The organism is Exiguobacterium sp. s75 (assembly GCF_018617145.1).
Classification (GTDB): domain Bacteria; phylum Bacillota; class Bacilli; order Exiguobacteriales; family Exiguobacteriaceae; genus Exiguobacterium; species Exiguobacterium profundum.
Map to the genome: position 1 here is coordinate 302,628 of NZ_JACSJQ010000001.1, position 18,794 is coordinate 321,421.

The 18,794-nt window shown below is 49.7% G+C and carries 19 protein-coding genes; 16 read left to right on the plus strand and 3 right to left on the minus strand.

The features are described from left to right. The first annotated feature begins 9 nt into the window (after positions 1-9). Positions 10-669 carry a tetratricopeptide repeat protein gene (locus KNO68_RS01520; protein ID WP_215111968.1) on the plus strand — a complete coding sequence of 220 codons (660 nt, stop codon included), beginning with the start codon at positions 10-12 and terminating at the stop codon, positions 667-669. A gap of 44 nt (positions 670-713) precedes the next feature. Here the strand turns inward: KNO68_RS01520 and KNO68_RS01525 are convergent, their stop codons facing one another. The 3 genes from KNO68_RS01525 to KNO68_RS01535 form a co-directional block, all read right to left on the minus strand. Beyond that, complete coding sequence (locus KNO68_RS01525) at positions 714-1,160, minus strand: hypothetical protein (RefSeq protein ID WP_078146588.1); 447 nt, start codon at positions 1,158-1,160, stop codon at positions 714-716. Further along, positions 1,157-1,432 carry a hypothetical protein gene (locus KNO68_RS01530; RefSeq protein WP_078146589.1) on the minus strand — a complete coding sequence of 92 codons (276 nt, stop codon included), beginning with the start codon at positions 1,430-1,432 and terminating at the stop codon, positions 1,157-1,159. Before KNO68_RS01530 ends, KNO68_RS01525 begins: the two co-directional genes overlap by 4 nt. A 62-nt stretch (positions 1,433-1,494) precedes the next feature. Beyond that, positions 1,495-2,043, minus strand: a complete 549-nt coding sequence (locus tag KNO68_RS01535) for a VOC family protein (protein ID WP_240499799.1) — start codon at positions 2,041-2,043, stop codon at positions 1,495-1,497. A 118-nt stretch (positions 2,044-2,161) separates the two neighbouring features. Between KNO68_RS01535 and KNO68_RS01540 the strand changes: the two genes are divergently transcribed. The 15 genes from KNO68_RS01540 to KNO68_RS01610 all read left to right on the plus strand — a co-directional run bounded on the left by KNO68_RS01540 (position 2,162) and on the right by KNO68_RS01610 (position 18,715). After that, positions 2,162-2,848: a magnesium and cobalt transport protein CorA gene (locus KNO68_RS01540; protein ID WP_078146591.1), complete on the plus strand. Its 687-nt coding sequence runs from the start codon at positions 2,162-2,164 to the stop codon at positions 2,846-2,848. A gap of 70 nt (positions 2,849-2,918) precedes the next feature. Continuing rightward, positions 2,919-5,126, plus strand: a complete 2,208-nt coding sequence (recD2, locus tag KNO68_RS01545; RefSeq protein ID WP_251024820.1) for an SF1B family DNA helicase RecD2 — start codon at positions 2,919-2,921, stop codon at positions 5,124-5,126. A 310-nt stretch (positions 5,127-5,436) separates the two neighbouring features. Beyond that, positions 5,437-8,079 (plus strand): alanine--tRNA ligase, encoded by a 2,643-nt coding sequence (gene alaS, locus KNO68_RS01550; RefSeq protein WP_215111969.1) that lies wholly within the window; start codon positions 5,437-5,439, stop codon positions 8,077-8,079. A gap of 37 nt (positions 8,080-8,116) precedes the next feature. Beyond that, positions 8,117-8,383: an IreB family regulatory phosphoprotein gene (locus KNO68_RS01555; RefSeq protein ID WP_015881196.1), complete on the plus strand. Its 267-nt coding sequence runs from the start codon at positions 8,117-8,119 to the stop codon at positions 8,381-8,383. 1 nt (position 8,384) lies between these two features. Further along, positions 8,385-8,807 carry a Holliday junction resolvase RuvX gene (ruvX, locus tag KNO68_RS01560; RefSeq protein ID WP_015881197.1) on the plus strand — a complete coding sequence of 141 codons (423 nt, stop codon included), beginning with the start codon at positions 8,385-8,387 and terminating at the stop codon, positions 8,805-8,807. A 13-nt stretch (positions 8,808-8,820) separates the two neighbouring features. Further along, a complete protein-coding gene (locus KNO68_RS01565) occupies positions 8,821-9,117 on the plus strand; it encodes a DUF1292 domain-containing protein (protein ID WP_078146594.1) in 297 nt (98 codons plus the stop codon). 68 nt (positions 9,118-9,185) lie between these two features. Beyond that, positions 9,186-10,328 (plus strand): endolytic transglycosylase MltG, encoded by a 1,143-nt coding sequence (gene mltG, locus KNO68_RS01570; protein ID WP_215111970.1) that lies wholly within the window; start codon positions 9,186-9,188, stop codon positions 10,326-10,328. 62 nt (positions 10,329-10,390) lie between these two features. Continuing rightward, complete coding sequence (locus KNO68_RS01575) at positions 10,391-11,032, plus strand: O-methyltransferase (RefSeq protein ID WP_015881200.1); 642 nt, start codon at positions 10,391-10,393, stop codon at positions 11,030-11,032. Between the two features lie 16 nt (positions 11,033-11,048). Then, on the plus strand, positions 11,049-11,684 hold the full coding sequence (gene udk / locus KNO68_RS01580; protein ID WP_031421468.1) for a uridine kinase: 636 nt from the start codon (positions 11,049-11,051) through the stop codon (positions 11,682-11,684). Positions 11,685-11,751: 67 nt separating this feature from the next. Beyond that, positions 11,752-12,225, plus strand: a complete 474-nt coding sequence (gene greA / locus KNO68_RS01585) for a transcription elongation factor GreA (protein ID WP_015881202.1) — start codon at positions 11,752-11,754, stop codon at positions 12,223-12,225. Positions 12,226-12,279: 54 nt separating this feature from the next. Further along, the gene (gene mtnN, locus KNO68_RS01590; RefSeq protein WP_215111971.1) at positions 12,280-12,981 is read left to right on the plus strand and encodes a 5'-methylthioadenosine/S-adenosylhomocysteine nucleosidase; all 702 of its coding nucleotides are present in this window, start codon (positions 12,280-12,282) and stop codon (positions 12,979-12,981) included. 85 nt (positions 12,982-13,066) lie between these two features. Continuing rightward, on the plus strand, positions 13,067-14,026 hold the full coding sequence (locus KNO68_RS01595; RefSeq protein WP_214684586.1) for a beta-ketoacyl-ACP synthase III: 960 nt from the start codon (positions 13,067-13,069) through the stop codon (positions 14,024-14,026). After that, positions 14,023-15,255: a beta-ketoacyl-ACP synthase II gene (gene fabF / locus KNO68_RS01600; RefSeq protein WP_215111972.1), complete on the plus strand. Its 1,233-nt coding sequence runs from the start codon at positions 14,023-14,025 to the stop codon at positions 15,253-15,255. Before KNO68_RS01595 ends, fabF begins: the two co-directional genes overlap by 4 nt. 66 nt (positions 15,256-15,321) lie before the next feature. After that, a complete protein-coding gene (locus KNO68_RS01605) occupies positions 15,322-16,854 on the plus strand; it encodes a peptide ABC transporter substrate-binding protein (RefSeq protein WP_215111973.1) in 1,533 nt (510 codons plus the stop codon). 202 nt (positions 16,855-17,056) lie between these two features. Beyond that, positions 17,057-18,715, plus strand: coding sequence for a peptide ABC transporter substrate-binding protein (locus KNO68_RS01610; protein ID WP_214684583.1), 1,659 nt, complete (start codon positions 17,057-17,059; stop codon positions 18,713-18,715). The last annotated feature ends 79 nt before the right edge of the window (positions 18,716-18,794 follow it).

Below are 18,794 nucleotides of genomic sequence, written 5' to 3' on the forward strand. Positions count from 1 at the left end.
GTGATTGATATGAACGCAAACGAACAAGGCATCCAAGCGATGCAGCAAGGTGAATTCGAACAGGCAGCCAAACATTTCAATGAGGCCATTGAAGCGAATCCGACAGACCCGACTGGTTTCGTCAACATGGGGACGTTGCTTCAGGCGATCAACGATTACGATCATGCCGTCATCTTCTATGACAAAGCGATTGAACTCGATGGCTCGTTCGGTGCCGCGCACTATGCGAAAGGCGCCCTTGCCTATGAACTTGAGCAATTGGAGTCAGCGGAGGCGTCGCTTCGCCAAGCGCTCCTTTCGGGGATGGACGATGCCGATCTTCACTTCATGCTCGGCTTGACGTACAAAGCGATGGGTGACTTCGTTCGTGCGATGCCACGCCTGCGTGAAGCGAAGAAGCAATCGCCGGAAGACGTGGAAATCACGTTCCAATACGGACTTGCCCTCGCGCAAAGTGAACAGCTCGAAGAGGCGGTCGTCGCGTTAGAAGAGACGCTCGACCTCGATGCGAGCCATACGGATGCCCGTTACAACTTAGCAATTGCGTATGCGTTCTTGGGTGACCAGGAACGGACGTATGCTGAGTTGCAACGCGTCCTTGAGATGCAACCCGATCACGAACTCGCACGTGACGCCATCGCGAAGATGGATGCACTGCTCGGTAACTAAATTAATATAGCGCTTCTCGCAGTTTTTGCGAGAGGCGCTTTTTGTTAGTCCCAATAATGGAAAATGACGTTACCGACCGTCTCTGGTTCCCAATATTTGATTTCTCCGCGTTCCGCCTTGTTCAGAAACGGCTGTAGCGACAAATCGAACCGCTCATTCAACTCAGCCGCTGACGGAATCTGATAGGTGTCAGGAAACATGTCGGTCAGTTCGGGTACATCGATGAATTCATATTGAAACGGTTCGAGTTTGGAGATGCCGATGACAGGATAGTTTCTGCTGAGCAGGACATAGATGGTTTGCTCACTCCATGTGATACTCGCCTGGTGATAATTCGGAGTGATTTCGTCCCCAATGGTAAAGGAACATATTCCTCGTTTAATCCGGGTGAACTCAAAACAAATCGATTTGAACGTCTTCCAATCTGACCCCGGGGCGGAACAGTCGCCGTATGAAAAGCCGGTGATACATTCAGGGAGGGTGAGCGTCATGCGGACACCTCCCCGATGACCCAAATCAAAAGATTAAAAGTCATCAATACAAGCGTGCCGGAGAGCGCGAGGTAGCTCCACAAGACACGCTTTCCGGACTTGGCTCGTCGTACACCATCCATCAAAATCAGGAAACTCGTCCCGAGTGAGACGAACGCCAACGCTGCAAACGAAGTGGGTCGGTCGAGCGTGGGAAACGCATCGATCACAAAATACAGCCCAAAGGTGAGCAAGCCTAAACAAGCCAAGAAGAAAAGCGGGAAGAAACGCATATAGCACGACCTTTTCCATTTTCTCTCATCGTATCATGTGGGTTGTCGAGCGTAAATGTGAATCAGAGCTGTTTCGTCGTGATTTTTACGGGCTCGCCGCCGAACTCACCGTAGGCCTCGTCCATGTTTTTCGTGTATAGCTCGATCACGTTCTTGCTCGGGTCTTTGAAGTAGGCCGAGCGCTCTTTACCGTTGACCGTCTCGTCCTCGTCCCACGTCCGGAGTTTCGTCGGGATGTTTGATGCCTCTAACACTTCGAGCGCTTGGTCGAACGACTCCATCGGAACGAAAAATGCGCAGTGGACGTGGGCGCCGCCTTCATCATAGAGCGTGTCCCACTCGGTCACGTCCTCTTGGCGGTTCGATTCTTCTTCCGATGTGAACTCTCGTTTCAGCCAGAGGCCGAGACGGGTGTTCCCCCCGACATAGAGCCACGTCGCCCAAGGTTCGTCCGCCTGTTCCTGTGCTTCGCTCGGCTCGGCATCGTCACCGACCCATTGTTCGACGACGGGAAGTCCGAGCTTGCCGTGCCAAAAATCGACGGCCTCGGTCATGTCGGTCACTTCTAACACGAGTTCACACAGGCCACTGATTGGAATACGTTTCGTCATACATAGTCCCTCCTTCATAGGTTCACTCGAACAGTTCCCGCTTTGATTCGACGAAAAACGTGCATAGCCGTCCGATTGTTCGGGAAATGGATTAGCAATGTGAGAGGGGAGAAAGCATATGCGGATGTTTAGTTTGGTCAGCGTCGTTATTTTTTTCATCATCGAATGGTTCATGCTCGGTCGTCTGTTCATCGAAGTCGATAATCGTCTCGCGACGGGCGAGTGGACGAATAATCTCTTGTTCCGGGTCGTCGTCGAGTCGGAACGGGCGACGACCGTGCTGTTACTCCTGTTTGCGACATTTTTTGTAATCGGTGTCGTCATGCATTGGATATTGTCGGCGAACAAGTCCTGGTCCGTGACGTTTGGTGCGGTCGGGGTGGCGTGGGTCGTCCCGGCCTTGCTTGCCCTCGTGGCTTGGTTCATCCCGAACCCGTACGTCCAGCTAGGGATTATCGTGTTGCAGCTGTCGTTCATCCCGCTCGTCCCGTTCGTCGGACAGACGGTACGGCTCGGTCACGTCGTGTTGAACTGGGGCGTCCACGTCATCGCCGCGGGACTTGTGCTGTTGATTCAGCGACCATCGCTTGAGCAACTGTTTCGTGTCGAGCGGACCGAGCTGTTCGAGCGGCTCGAAGGTTATGTTAATTCGGGGGAGCTGGAACGGTTCGAACGACTGCTTGAAACCGTGGACTTGGAGCAACTTGAGCGCATCTTGAACCGAATCGATGTCGATCAGCTGATTCGGATTCTTGAACGTGTCGACCTCGACCAGCTCGAGCGCATCCTCAACCTGTTCAGTTAGGCGATTTGTCCTACCGTTCAAACTCGGGCTATAATGGATGATGGAAAAATAGCTGGAGGTGTCGGATATGATGGCAGCACCTTATGAGTTGACTGGAAAAGTCATTCGAGTCCTGTTTCAATCAGAAGAAGAGGCGCATACAATTGCGCTCGTACGTATAAAAGAAAAGAATTTTGAGACGGATGAGACCGAGATGGTCATCGCTGGCGTCGGAGTCGGCATTGAGAAGGGCGAGACGTATAAAGCGCACGGTCGTCTCGTCGAACACCCTCGATTCGGAAAACAGATGAAGGCGGATTGGATTCGCCGTGTCGTCCCGATGACGAAACGGGCTGCCGTGCGATTTTTAACGAACGGGTCTTTCCCTGGAATCGGTCAAAAAACGGCGCAGAAGATTGCGGATTCTCTCGGGGACGATTGTATCGACCAGATTGTGAAACATCCGAGCATCTTGTCCGAGGTAGACGGATTGAAAGAAAAGCAGGCACGTGTGATCACCGAGCGCCTGAACGTTTTATATGGGGTCGATCAGTTGCTTTTGTTTCTCGCTCCATTCGACGTGACGCCACGTCTCGCCTCGAAAATTCATAAAGAGTATGAAGGACGGGCGATGGAGACGATTGAGAAGAATCCGTATGCGCTCATGTACGACGTACAGGGAATTGGATTCAAGACGGCGGATGCCATCGCGGCACATTTTGGGATTCAAGGCATTCATCCTGAACGCATCGCGGCAGCCGTGCTGTACGTATTAGAACTCGAGCAAGGGAACGGTCATCTCTACGTGACGGCGGATCAACTCGAAGCCGAGATGCCTCGAATCATCGGGGCCGATCCGGGTGATGCGCTCGTCACGGCGCTCGAATCGCTCGCTAAAGAAGAACGGGTCGTCATCGAGGATGGGGTCGTCTATCATCCCCGTGTCTTCCGTGCCGAACGGAAGGCGGCAGAAGAGTTGGCGCGAATCATGGCGACATCGACGACAGAGGACGTGGACATGACGACCATCTTTGACGCGGTCGGACGTGTCGAGGAGATGTTCTCGATTGAATATGCCACTCAACAGCGAGAAGCGATTGAACTTGCTCTCAAGTCACCGCTCATGGTTCTTACCGGTGGACCGGGTACCGGGAAGACGACGGTCGTTCGAGGAATCATTCATGCACTTAGCGATGTCTTCGATTGGAAGTTAGAACCCGTTCCGAACCAACCGCTCCCGTTCGTCTTGGCCGCACCGACGGGTCGAGCGGCGAAACGCCTCAGTGAGTCGACCGGGCTACCGGCATCAACGATCCACCGTTTGTTAAAGTTCGACGGTAGTTCGTTCCAAGTCGATGAGACGAATCCACTTGTCGGGAAAGTGCTCATCGTCGATGAGGCGTCGATGATTGACATCTTTTTGTTCCGAAGTTTGCTTAAAGCGGTACCGAACGGCATGAAAATCTTGTTCGTCGGAGACCGTGATCAGCTCCCATCTGTCGGACCGGGGCAAGTACTTGCCGATTTGATGGCGACAGAAGGGATTCCAGTCGTTCGCCTTGACGTCGTCCATCGCCAAGCGTCGGAGTCAAGTATCCTCCGTCTCGCTCATTCGTTGAATGCGAAGAAAATGCCAGACGATTTGTTGGCGTCACTGCCGGACCGGCGTTTCTATACGGCGAATCAAGAGACGGCACTTCAAGCGATTTGTCAGATGGCAGGAGCGGCTCTCCGAAAAGGATATTCACCGTTTGATATTCAAGTGCTCGCACCGACATATCGGGGTGTCTGTGGAATTGATGGGCTGAATGAAGCACTTCAGAACGTATTCAATCCAAAATCGAGTGCCCGTGAAGTGAAACATGGGACGCGTATTTACCGCAATGGCGATAAAGTGCTTCAACTCGTCAACAACGCCGAGGAAAACGTCTATAACGGGGACATCGGAGAAATCACGAACATCTTCTACGCGAAGGAAAACGTCGATAAGGTCGACAAGATTTATATTCGATTCGATCAGACAGAAGTCGAGTACAACCGTAGTGAATGGGATCAGTTCACCCATGCCTACGCTATCACGATCCATAAGTCACAAGGTTCCGAGTTCCCAATCGTGCTCATGCCGGTCTTCTTCAACGGAGGATTCCGGTCGTCACGCAACTTGATTTATACAGCTGTGACTCGGGCGAAGAAGAGTTTACTCTTGTTCGGTGACGTGCGTGCGCTCGAGGCGGCGACGCGAGAAGAGGAACCGGTGCGACGGACAAAATTGGTCGAGCGCTTAGGCGGGAAGTCTTGACGTCTTTCCGAACGCGTGTGATAATGACGAATAGACAACTGAAACGATACAGACGATGAAGGAAATGAGTACGTCGTCACCGCCTCTACAGAGACATCTTCCTAGGCTGCGAGAAGATGGGGGTCGGCCGACCGAAGCTATTCTGGAGTCCCCACTCAACCTGGGCGCCTCATCCACGTTAACGGATGTTCGAGGCACGGTATTCTACCGTGCGAACGAGGGTGGTACCACGAAGCGATGCTTTCGTCCCTTTCCACAGGGGCAGGCATCGCTTTTTTTCGTTTCGTTCAGAAATAAGGAGGAATTGTTCATGAAACCGCTCAAATCATTGACTGGCGCACAAATTCGCCAAATGTACTTAGATTTCTTCAAATCAAAAGGGCACAGCGTGGAGCCGAGTGCTTCGCTCGTACCGGTCGAAGACCCAACTTTGTTGTGGATCAACTCTGGTGTTGCAACATTGAAAAAATATTTTGATGGACGTGTCATCCCAGCGAACCCACGGATCGTCAACGCTCAAAAATCGATTCGTACGAACGATATCGAAAACGTCGGGAAGACAGCACGTCACCATACGTTCTTCGAAATGCTCGGGAACTTCTCAGTCGGTGAATACTTCCGTGAAGAAGCAATCACATGGGGATGGGAACTGTTGACGAGCGACGAATGGTACGGACTCGATCCGGACCGTCTCTCCGTCACGATTCACCCAGACGATGAAGAGTCAAAACAAATCTGGATGAACCTTGGCATGCCAGCTGACCGCATCATCCCGCTAGAAGATAACTTCTGGGAAATCGGTGAAGGTCCATCTGGTCCAAACACGGAAATCTTCTTTGACCGTGGTCCAGCATTCGGGGACGACCCGACAGACCCTGAACTTTATCCGGGTGGGGAGAACGAGCGTTACCTTGAAATCTGGAACATCGTGTTCAGCCAATATAACCATGACGGACATGGAAACTACACAGAGCTTCCGCGTAAAAACATTGATACAGGGATGGGACTCGAACGGATGGCGAGCGTCGTTCAAGACGTACCGACAAACTTCGATACCGACCTCTTCATGCCGATCATTCGTGAAACTGAAAAAATCAGTGGCGACGTATACCGTCAAGACAGTAGCAAGGATGTTGCGTTCAAAGTCATCGCGGACCACATCCGTACGGTATCGTTCGCAATCGGTGACGGGGCACTCCCATCGAACGAAGGACGTGGCTATGTCCTCCGTCGTCTTCTCCGCCGTGCGGTCCGCTATGCGAAGATGCTTGGTATCGAGCGTCCGTTCATGTATGAGCTCGTCGACGTCGTCGGTGACATCATGGTCGACTTCTACCCGCAAGTGAACGAGAAGAAAGACTTTATCAAGAAAGTCATTAAAAACGAGGAAGAGCGTTTCCACGAAACGTTGAACGACGGACTCGCGATTTTGAACGAAGTCGCAAAAGCACAAAAAGCAGCTGGGTCAAACATCATCAGCGGTCAAGACGCATTCCGTCTTTATGACACGTACGGCTTCCCGCTCGAATTGACAATCGAATATGCAGAAGACCATCAGATGACGGTCGACGAAGATGGATTCAAAGAAGCGATGAACGAGCAACGTGAACGTGCACGTCAAGCGCGTGCTGACGTAGAATCGATGCAGATTCAGTCGGGTGTGCTTGCAGATATCACGATGCCATCGACCTTCCTCGGATACAACAGCCTTGAGACGAACGCAAAAATCATCAGCTTGATTCACAACGGCGAACTCGCTGACGTCGTCGCTGCCGGAGAAGAAGCACAAGTCATCCTCGATCAGACACCATTTTATGCCGAGAGTGGCGGTCAAATCGGTGATAAAGGACAAATCGTCGGAGAAGACTTCCTTCTTCGCGTAAAAGATGTGTCGAAAGCGCCGAACGGACAGAACTTGCATACAGTCACGGTCGAGTCAGGTGTGGCGAAAGCGGAAGTAGCCGTCACGGCTTCTGTCGACCAAGCATCGCGTCAAGCCATCGTCAAGAACCACACGGCGACGCACCTCTTGCACCGCGCACTCAAAGATACGCTCGGGGAGCACGTCAACCAGGCCGGTTCACTCGTGACACCAGACCGTCTTCGTTTTGACTTCTCTCACTTCGGTCAAGTGACATCAGAAGAGCTTCAATCCATTGAGCGTCAAGTGAACGAGAAAATTTGGGCATCGATCGGTGTCGATATCGAAGAAATGAACATTGCGGATGCGAAAGCAAAAGGCGCGATGGCACTCTTCGGCGAGAAGTATGGTGATGTCGTTCGGGTCGTATCAGCAGGGGATTACTCGGTTGAGCTTTGTGGTGGGATTCACGTCTCCAACACGGCTGAAATCGGACTCTTTAAAATCTTGTCTGAATCAGGGATTGGCGCTGGGACGCGTCGAATTGAAGCGGTCACAGGAGCTGGCGCATATGAAGTGATGAACCAGCAAATCGAAACGCTCGAAGCGACAGCGAAGTTGTTGAAGACGAAACCACTTGAAGTTCCTGCACGCGTACAAGCACTTCAAGCTGAAATCAAAGAAGTCGAGCGTGCTTCAGAGTCGCTTAAAGCGAAGCTTGCCAACATCGAGGCATCTTCATTAACGGATGCGATTGAAACGATTGGCGGCGTCCAGTTGATTGCGAAACGCGTCGATGGACAAGACATGGATGCCCTTCGCAGCATGGTCGACGACTTGAAAGGGAAACTCGGCTCTGCTGTGATTATCCTTGGGTCGGCAAATGGGGAGAAGGTCAACCTCGTCGCAGGTGTGACGAAAGACCTGAACGACCGTGGCTTCCATGCCGGAAAACTGATTAAAGAAGTCGCGACACGCTGCGGTGGTGGCGGTGGCGGTCGTCCAGACATGGCACAAGCAGGTGGCCGAGATGCAACAAAACTGGACGAAGCATTGAAGTTTGCTTCACATTACGTCGAATCACTGGCATAATAGAGTGTGAAGTGCAAACGGAAAGAGGTGGATTCTTGTGAGCCAAATGGATCGCACGATGCAATTCAATTTTCCAGAAGATGATCAACGTGCTAACACACGTGAGACGCTGATTACGGTATATCAAGCACTCGAGGAAAAAGGTTATCAACCGATCAATCAAATCGTGGGATACTTACTGTCAGGTGACCCTGCCTACATTCCACGTCATAATGATGCGCGAAACTTGATTCGCAAAATTGAACGGGATGAACTTCTCGAAGAGTTGGTCAAATCGTATTTGAACGATCGTAGAGAGGATTAATATGAAGCGAGTCATGGGACTCGATGTCGGATCGAAGACGATTGGTGTCGCGGTGAGTGACCTGATGGGATGGACGGCGCAAGGTGTGGAGACGGTCTACTGGACCGAACCTGACTTTGACGAAGCCGTCCGTCTCCTTCGTCCGTTCATCGAGCAGTACGATGTGAAAGAAGTCGTCGTCGGTCACCCGAAAAACATGAATGGGACAGTCGGCCCGCGCGGTGAGGCGTCCGAGGCATTTGCCGAGGCGTTCACAGAACAGACGGGTTTACCTTGCGTGTTGGTGGATGAACGATTAACGACGATGCAAGCGGAACGGATGCTCATTTCAGCAGATGTCAGCCGCAAAAAGAGAAAAGCGGTCATCGACAAAATGGCGGCCGTGATGATTTTACAAAACTACCTGGATCGTTCCGGGAAATAAGGAGGAATCTCTCATGGCAGAAATCCGTCGTGAAGAAGAAATGTACCGTATTCCAGATGAAAATGGAGACGAACATTTATTTGCAGAAATTTTCCGTATGACGAGCGACCGTTCGAAAAAGACATTTGTCGTACTTGAACCGGTAGGCGCACCAGAGACAGAAGACGAAGATACGATTGAAGTATACGCATTTGAAATTGAAGAACTTGAAGATGGCGAATTCATCTTGAAGCTCGTCGAAGACGATGAAGACTTCGAAGAGGTCATGGAAGCATTCGACATCGTCAATGACGAAGTCGGTCTAGACTAAATAGAGGACGGGCGGCTAGGGAATGTCCCTCGTCGCCTCTCTTTATAAAAAGAACAGGGGAGAAATGCATGAATCATCCATCTATGTCAGATGAGAAACGTGCCCGCAACCGGATCGTCCGTCGTATCACGGTTGTCATCCTGGCCATCTTCCTTCTCGTCATTGCCACAGGGTCGGCGCTCGCATATGTCTTTGTGAAGCGTTCCATCGAACCGATTGACCCAACTTCGACTGAAACGGTCGAGATTGAAGTCCCGCTCGGTGCCGGTTCGGGATACATTGGTGAATTACTAGAAGAGAATGGGCTTGTAAGGAGTAGCACGATTTTCCGTTTCTATACACGCTTTAAGAACGAATCGTCGTTCCAGGCGGGGACGTATACGTTATCTCCGTCACAATCAATCGATGAATTGATTGAAACGTTGCAAACAGGTAAAGTCATTGTGGTCCCTGATATTAAGCTCGTCATTCCAGAAGGATTCACGATTGACCAGGTGATTGCGCGACTTGCGAAAGTGGCCGAAATCCCGAAAGAAGAGATTTCTGAGCAGTTGAGCGACCGTGAATACATTCAATCTCTCGTAAACGAGCATGAAATGTTGACGGATGAAGTCTTGCAGGAAGGCATCTATCATCCGCTTGAAGGATACCTGTTCCCAGCCACATATGAATTCAATAAAGGCGTAACGCTCAATGAAATCATCGATGAGATGTTACTGCCAACCGAAAGTATGTATCAAGAATACAAAGATCGTTTAGCCGATTCAGGACGTACGTTCCATGAGACGCTCGCGCTCGCATCCGTTGTCGAGAAAGAGGCGGTGTCAACGGAAGACCGCAAAGAGATTGCCGGTGTGTTTGAGAATCGCTTAAATGACGGAATGAAGTTACAATCTGACCCGACCGTCTGGTACGGAACGGGGGAAACATCGATTTTCACTTCATTCGCGGACTTAGAGAACGACTCTCTATATAACACGTATCGTTATGAAGGCATTCCGATCGGACCGATTGCGGCCGTGAGCCGTGACGCATTTGAGGCGGTGCTCAACCCGAACGATACGGAGAACATTTACTTCTACGCGCGCCCTCCACGTGAAGGGTTCCCGAACGGGGAAGTCTTGTTCGAGGTCGACTATGAGGATCACCAACAAAACGTCAATAAGTACCGTTCCGAATGGGAAGCGTTTGAAGAAGCAAACAGTAATTGATGGGACGACCGGAAGCGGATGCTTCCGGTCGTTTGAATGAAGAGAGTTAAGAGGTGGAACGAGTGGACCATGCATCCTATGAGGGATATGTAGAAAAACTGATCAATGACCGCTCCCCGCTATTGACGGAGATGGAGGCGTTCGCGCGTGTCCATCACGTCCCAATCATGGATTTGACGGGTTCGGAAGTATTGCTCTCCTTATTGGCGATGCAACGGCCGACCCGAATTCTCGAAGTGGGGACGGCCATCGGCTATAGTGCCATTCGCATGGCGGAGTTGTTACCCGATGCAGAAATCGTCACAATCGAGCGAAATGCTCGTCGTTTTGAAGAAGCGACGGGATTCATCAATCGATCGGACGTGCGCGATCGGATTACGCTCATTCACGGTGATGCCGTCGAATTGATTGGATCGATTGAAGGTGAATTCGATGCCGTGTTTATTGATGCGGCAAAAGGACAATATCAAAAATTTTTTGATGGGTATGGCGCTTTAGTACCAATTGGTGGTACGATTTACAGCGATAATTTGTTTTTACGAGGGGACGTCTTGCTAGAGGACGTGTCGGTTTTAGACCGACGCCGACGTCGGCTTGTTCGTCTCGTGAAGCAGTTTACTGAGCAATTGATGGCACGGACCGATTATCATACTGCAATTTTGCCCCTTGGTGATGGCCTAGCAATCAGTCGTAAATTACGATGAGGAGGACTTAACTTTGATGCAACATAAACCCGTCATTATTGGCGTGGCCGGGGGTACCGGATCAGGAAAAACGACCGTGGCCCGCGCGCTCGTCGATGCGTTTCAAGGTCAATCGGTCGTCATGATCGAGCAAGACGCGTACTATAAGGATCAATCAGAGATGACCATGGAGGAGCGGTACAAGACGAACTACGACCACCCCTTCGCCTTTGATAACGATTTGTTGATTGAACATATCCAACAGTTACAACAACATCAGGCGATTGAGAAGCCGGTCTATGACTATGCGGCTCACACGCGTTCAAGTGAAACCATCTTGATCGAGCCCGTCGATGTCGTCATCGTCGAAGGAATCTTGGCACTCGAGGATGCACGTTTGCGTGAATTGATGGATATTAAAGTGTTCGTGGATACAGATGCGGATGTTCGAATCTTGCGTCGCATGCAGCGTGATATCAATGAACGTGGACGTTCAATCGACTCGGTCGTGGCGCAGTACACGAATGTCGTCCGCCCGATGCATTTGCAGTTCTGTGAACCGACGAAGCGTTATGCAGACATCATCGTTCCTGAAGGCGGAGAAAACTTTGTTGCAATCGATTTACTCGTGACAAAAATCCGTTGGGTGCTCACTGAGCGCAATCGCGCTTGAGGAAATAAATCGTTTTCAATTCAACCCTAGCTGTAATATACTAGGAGACAATGAAGGAGTGACAGAAATGGCTGAAAAACAACACTATATGACGTTAGACGGAAAAGCGAAAATCGAACATGAATTAAACGAACTGAAGACGGTCCGCCGTAAAGAAGTCGTTGAAAATATTAAGATTGCTCGTGACTTCGGTGACTTGTCAGAGAACGCGGAATATGACGCGGCGAAAGAAGAACAAGCGATGGTCGAAGGACGCATCGCACAATTAGAAGAGATGCTCCGTAACGCGGTCATCATTCAAGATGATGCAGGCGATAACTCGGTTGTCTCAATCGGGAAGACGGTAACGTTCTTCATCCAAGAAGATAATGAAGACGAGACGTATACAATCGTTGGTGGAGCTGAGGCAGACCCGTTCACAGGGAAAATCTCGAACGAATCACCGATCGCCAAGGCACTTCTTGGTCGTACGATTGGTGATGTGGTCACGGTGCAAACACCAGGTGGCGACATGGTCGTCGAAATTAAAGAAATCAAATAAATTGTTGAGCGACCTCCTATTCGGAAGTCGCTCTCTTTCTGAGGAGGAAACGGAATGAAAGTAGGCATCATCGGCGCGATGGAAGAAGAAGTGAATTTACTTCGGAACGAGTTGACAGAACGAGTAGACACTGAAATCGCGAACTATCATTTTTATGAGGGCTATCTTGGAAACATGCAAGTTGTCATCTTGAAGTCAGGCATCGGGAAGGTCAATGCAGCCATCGGCACGACACTTTTGATTGATAAGTTCAAACCGGACGTCGTCATCAATACGGGTTCTGCCGGCGGTTTTAAAAAGGGAATGAAAGTCGGAGACGTCGTCGTCTCGACGGAAGTTCGTCATCACGATGTCGACGTGACGGCATTCGGATATGAATATGGACAAGTACCAGGCATGCCGCCGGCGTATGAGGCGGATGCCAAGCTCGTCAGCGTCTGTAAAGATGTCATTGAAAACTTGCCGGACGTGAACGTGCACCAGGGATTGATCGTGACAGGAGATTCGTTCATCAACGATTCGAAACGCGTGGCGGACATCCTCGGTCATTTCAATGGCGTCGCAGCCGTCGAAATGGAGGCTGCTCCGATCGCCCAAACGTGCTATCAGTTTGGTGTCCCGTTCGTCGTCACACGCTCGATTTCAGACAGTGCGGACGAAGAAGCGAATCTGTCGTTTGATGAGTTCTTGGAGACAGCATCGATCAATTCTGCGAAGATGGTCATGGCTGTCACGAAGCGTTTAGAACAAGCTTAATCCAGTCTACACGAGGAGGATGCATTGACATCCTCTTTTTATTCCCTTATATTAGTACCAGATACTAAGAATAGGGGTCGACGATATGAATATTGGAATCATCGGCATCGGGTCGTTCTTACCGGACAATCGGGTGACAAATATCGATTTAGAAAAACGAATGGATACGAGCGATGAGTGGATTCGTACACGTACAGGCATCGAGGCACGTCATTTGGCTGAGGGTGATGTGACGGTCGCGGATATGGCGACACGTGCCGCTGAACGGGCGTTACAGAGCGCGGGCGTCGCAATCGATGAGATTGAAGCGATCGTCTGTGCGACGGCTACAGCACCAGCCTTCCCGGCAACCGCATGTGTGGTGCAGGCGAATCTCGGAGCGAAAGCCGCTGTCGCCTTCGATGTGAGCGCGGCATGTAGCGGTTTCATCTTCGCGATGGACACGGCGAAGAGTCTCATGGATTCAAAAGGATTGAAAAAGACGCTCGTCATTGGCGCAGAGAAGATGGGAAGTCTAATTGATTGGGATGACCGATCGACTGCTGTCCTCTTCGGGGACGGAGCAGGGGCTGTCGTGCTCGGGGAAGACGAGATCGCTTCAATTGACTCACTTGTGCTCGGAAGTGACGGGACAGGTGGAAAACATCTGTATGAGAATGAAGAAGGTAAAATCGTCATGAACGGTCGCGAAGTCTTCAAGTTTGCCGTTCGGAAGATGCCCGAAATCGTGCTTGAAGCGCTAGACAAAGCAGACAAGACGTTGGAAGATCTTGACGTCCTCGTTCCACACCAGGCGAACCGTCGAATCATCGACGCTGCGATGGAACGGTTACACTTAGAAGAAGAGAAAGTGGTCATGACCATTCAAGACCATGCGAATACATCAGCAGCTTCCATTCCACTCGCTTTGGCCGAAGCGGTCAAGTCTGGCAAAATCCAAGATGGACAAACGGTCGTCATCGCAGGGTTTGGTGCCGGACTCACCTGGGGGGCTAGCTGTCTGACATGGAATCACGCAACCATTACGGAGGGGAATCATTTATGAAACGAGTAGTAGTGACAGGATTAGGAGTCGTATCACCATTAGGAAACGATGTCTCAACAATGTGGGACCGTCTTTTAAAAGGGGAAAACGCCATTGATACGTTGACGAAGATCGACATCAGTCAATATCCGGCCAAGGTCGGTGCGGAAGTGAAGGAATGGAACATCGATCATTTAGTCGAACCGAAGGAAGCACGTAAGATGGACTCCTTCATCCAATATTCTTTACTTGCGGCAGACGCTGCCCATAAGGACAGCGGACTCGACGTGAAAGCCATCGCGGACGATGTCGGGATTTGGATCGGGAGCGGGATTGGTGGCGTCGAGACGATTGACAAACAGTCGGCCATCCTTCATGACCGTGGACCACGTCGCGTCAGCCCGTTCTTCATTCCGATGATGATTCCGAACATGGCGAGCGGACAAGTATCCATCTATCTTGGAGCAAAAGGACCGAGCAACTGTTCCGTGACGGCTTGTGCGTCAGGGACGAACTCCATTGGGGAAGCGTTCCGTGTCATTCAACGTGGAGATGCGATCGCCATGTTCGCAGGTGGAGCGGAAGCGCCAATCACACCACTCTCGTTCGCAGGTTTTTGTTCAAACAAAGCCCTTTCAACGAATCCAGACCCGAACACGGCGTGCCGTCCGTTCGATGAAAACCGTGACGGATTCGTCATGGGTGAAGGAGCCGGGGTGCTCGTCTTAGAGGAGTATGAACATGCAAAAGCACGTGGTGCGAAAATGTACGCTGAAGTTGTTGGATATGGGATGAGTTCGGATGCTTACCATATCACAGCACCATCCCCTGAAGCTGAGGGCGGTTCGAAAGCGATGAGTGAGGCGATTCGAGACGCCGGAATCACGCCAGAAGATGTTCAATACATTAACGCGCACGGAACGAGTACACCACTCAACGATATGCTCGAGACGAAAGCGATTCGTCGTGTGTTCGGGGAACACGCTGATAAGCTCGCCGTCAACTCGTCAAAATCGATGATCGGTCACCTTCTTGGTGGTGCAGGTGGCGTCGAGGCCGTCATCACAGCATTATCGATTCACGAAGGCAAGATTCATCCAACGATTAACTGCGAATCACCAGCAGCAGATTGTGATTTGGATTATGTACGTGAAGGAAATCGGGAACTTGACATTCGTTATGCACTCAGTAACTCACTCGGCTTCGGGGGCCACAATGCGACACTCGCATTTGCAAAAGTGACGAACTGACGGTAGAAAAATCACTCAAAAAAGGTTAGGGTATAAGGGTTGGTCTAACAGAAAGGAGTGCAACGAATGAAAAAGAAATCATTCATCGTGGCCGCCTTGTTAGGTTCAGTCCTTATCCTTTTTTTATTTATTTGGAACGAACAACGAGAGCAGTCACGCGAACTAGTGCCAGTCGAAGAACAACAATTGACGATTTACGGAGAGTCGCTTCCGACTCAGCCGGATGTCATGCTAGCAATCGATCCGTCATCTCAAACAATCCTGTCCCATCTCTATGAAGGCCTATATCGATTCGGAGCAGACGGGTCCATCGAACCAGCGCTCGTTGAGAAGTTAGAGCGATCCGAAGATGGAACGGTCTATACATTCACATTAAAAGAGAGTGTGACGACAGAAGGGAATGCGATTGACGCGCAAACATTCGTCGATCACTTCCAAAAACTCGTGGACGTTGATTCGAATTCACCGTTCAGCTTCTTACTAGCAGATGTTCAATCCGCAAAAGAAATCGGACTTGGCCAACAAGAACCGGATACGCTAGGGGTCAAGGCAATCGATGACCGGACGCTCGAGTTGACTCTTGTCCGTCCGATGGAAGGGTTCGAACAGATTTTGGCGATGCCCGCATTTTTACCTCAACCAAATGTGGAAGCATGGGAAGAACTAGAGACGAACGGTCCATTTAAAATCAAGGCAATCGGAGATACGACCATCTCGTTACATAAAAATGAAACGTACCGAGAAGCTGAACAGGTGACACTTGAAACGATTACCATTAATAGTGAAGCGAACTTGACGGAAGCGACAGGGATGCAACCCGTCCCATACGATTTTGACGTTTCCACGATTGATGAGGAAATTTTGAACGTACAGGACGTTCCACGAAGTGGAGTCTTTTATTTAAAGCCGAATGTAAAAAAAGCCCCGTTTAATGATGTAGCGTTCCGACAAGCCATCGCATTGACGCTTAAGCGGTCGGAAATCGAGGATTCACTCGCGCGAGCGGAACAGACGACAGAACGATTACTCGTCATCGCCCAAGAGGATTCGATCGCACAATTAGAAGGAAACGCAGACCAATTGTTTGACACCGTGAAGAAACGGCTGAAGAAAGATGAACTCGAAATCGAGCTGCTCAGCTTTGTCGATGACGAAGCGCGTCAAATCTCCGCAAAATTAAAGAAGAATTTGGAACAGTTGGATGGTTTGACCGTTAACATTATCGAGCTCCCCTTAGGAGAAAAAGTTAGGAAAGAAGTCTCAGGGGATTATGCGTTTTCTCTATCAGGCTGGCAACCGGACTATCCGATGTTATCCGCCTATTTGACTCAATTTGAAACAAACGATGTCCTCAATTCGAGTCGATATGCCAGCGAATCGTATGATCAATTGATGGATCAGGCTCGCTCAACAGATCGGTTGGAAGAACGAAATGAGATTTTCCGAGAAGCGGAGGCACAGCTGTTAGAAGAGGCTGTTGTTATGCCAATCTATCAAGCTGGACGTTCTTATGTGATCGAGAAAGGTTATGACCATATCGGTTTTCCGGTCATCGGTCCTTCATATGTCCTAACCTTTGCGAAAAAATACGAAAATTGAGCTAAAAGCCCGCCACTGTAGGCGGGCTTTTTGACTATAGATAAAATTTTTTAGAAAAATCAAAATAAACACTTTGCAAAATTATCAGAATATTGTATTATTGCATCAACGGGATTTTGGTAACAAATACTGTCAGAAGAAATGACTGAATTTTCTACCATCATTCACTTCGTTAAAACGAAAAAATCAGGGGGTCATCGCAATGAATAAGAAAAAAGGTTTTGCTTTAGCATCATCGGTTACACTTCTATCTAGTGCATTCCTAGCTGCATGTTCGACAGGGGAAGAAGAAACAGGGTCTTCAAATGGATCAGGTTCGGAAGGTTCTGCAGACGAAGCGCAAGTCCTCAACTTGCTCGACGGTTCAGATATTCCTTCACTTAACCCGACACTCGCAACAGATGCTGTATCGTTCAACGTCTTAAACAACGTTAACGAAGGTCTCTACCGTATGGACAAAGAAGACAACCCGACTCCGGGTATGGCTGAAGACCACAAAGTTTCAGAGGACGGGAAAACGTACACGTTCAAAATCCGTGAAGGCGCGACTTGGTCAAACGGGGAGCCTGTCACAGCGAACGACTTCGAATACGCTTGGAAAGAAGTACTCAACCCAGATAACGCATCACAATATGCATACGTTATGTCAATCATCGAAGGCGCAGAAGCGTACAACACAGGTGAAGGCGAGCGCGATGCTGTAGGCGTTAAAGCAATCGACGATCAAACACTTGAAGTTAAATTGACAGCACCAGCTGACTACTTCCTCGGATTGACTAGCTTCGGCGTATTCATGCCAAAACTCGAGTCATTCGATAAAGAGCAAGGCGAAAACTTCGGTACATCTGCAGAGACGACTCTCTACAACGGACCGTTCAAACTCGACAGCTGGGAGCGCGAGCAAGGCTGGAAGATGGTCAAGAACGAAGACTATTGGGATGCTGACACAGTTAAACTTGAAGAAATCAACGTTAAAGTCGTTAAAGAAGTTTCAACAGGTGTTAACTTGTATGAAAACGGTGACGTGGACCGTACAGGCTTGACTTCTGAACTCGTTGCTCAATACCAAGACAACGAAGACTTCTCAACTGTCGTTGAACCAACAATCTTCTACCTCCAGTTCAACACGAAAGTGAAAGAACTCGACAACCAAAAAATCCGTAACGCGATTGACCGCGCTTATGACAAAACAGCGATCTCAGAAACACTTCTTGCGAACGGTTCAATCCCTGCAAACTTCTTCGTACCAAAAGACTTCGTAACAGGTCCAGACGGAAAAGACTTCCGTGAAGGCAATGGCGACATCGGTGGCTACAACGTAGAAGAAGCACAAAAACTTTGGGAAGAAGGGCTCAAAGAGCTCGGAACAGACAAAGTTGAACTTGAACTTCTCAACTACGACTCAGAGTCTGCGAAGCAAATCGGTGAGTTCATCAAAGGTGAACTTGAGAAGAACCTTCCAGGTATGAGCGTTTCAATCAAGCAACAACCATTCAACAACAAACTTGACCTTGAAAACAAAGGGGACTTCGAGTTTACGTTCGCTGGTTGGGGCCCTGACTATCAAGATCCAATGACATTCGTTGATCTCTTCGTCACAGACGGACCATACAACCGTGGTAAATGGTCGAACGAAGAGTTCGATAAACTCATTGCTGATGCGAAAGCAAGCACAGACCCAGCTGAGCGTTGGAAGCAATTGCAAGATGCAGAGAAAATCGTTCTTGAAGAGAACGCAATCTCGCCAGTTTACCAACGTGGATCAGCTCGCCTCACGAAACCTTACGTTAAGGGAATCGTTGAGCACGCATTCGGTGCCGACTACTCTTACAAGTGGGCTTCAATCGAAGGCAAAGAATAATCAAGTCATCTTACGAAGAGAGACAGGGACGCCTGTCTCTCTTTTTATGTACATTTTTTAATACAAAAAAGAACTCTCA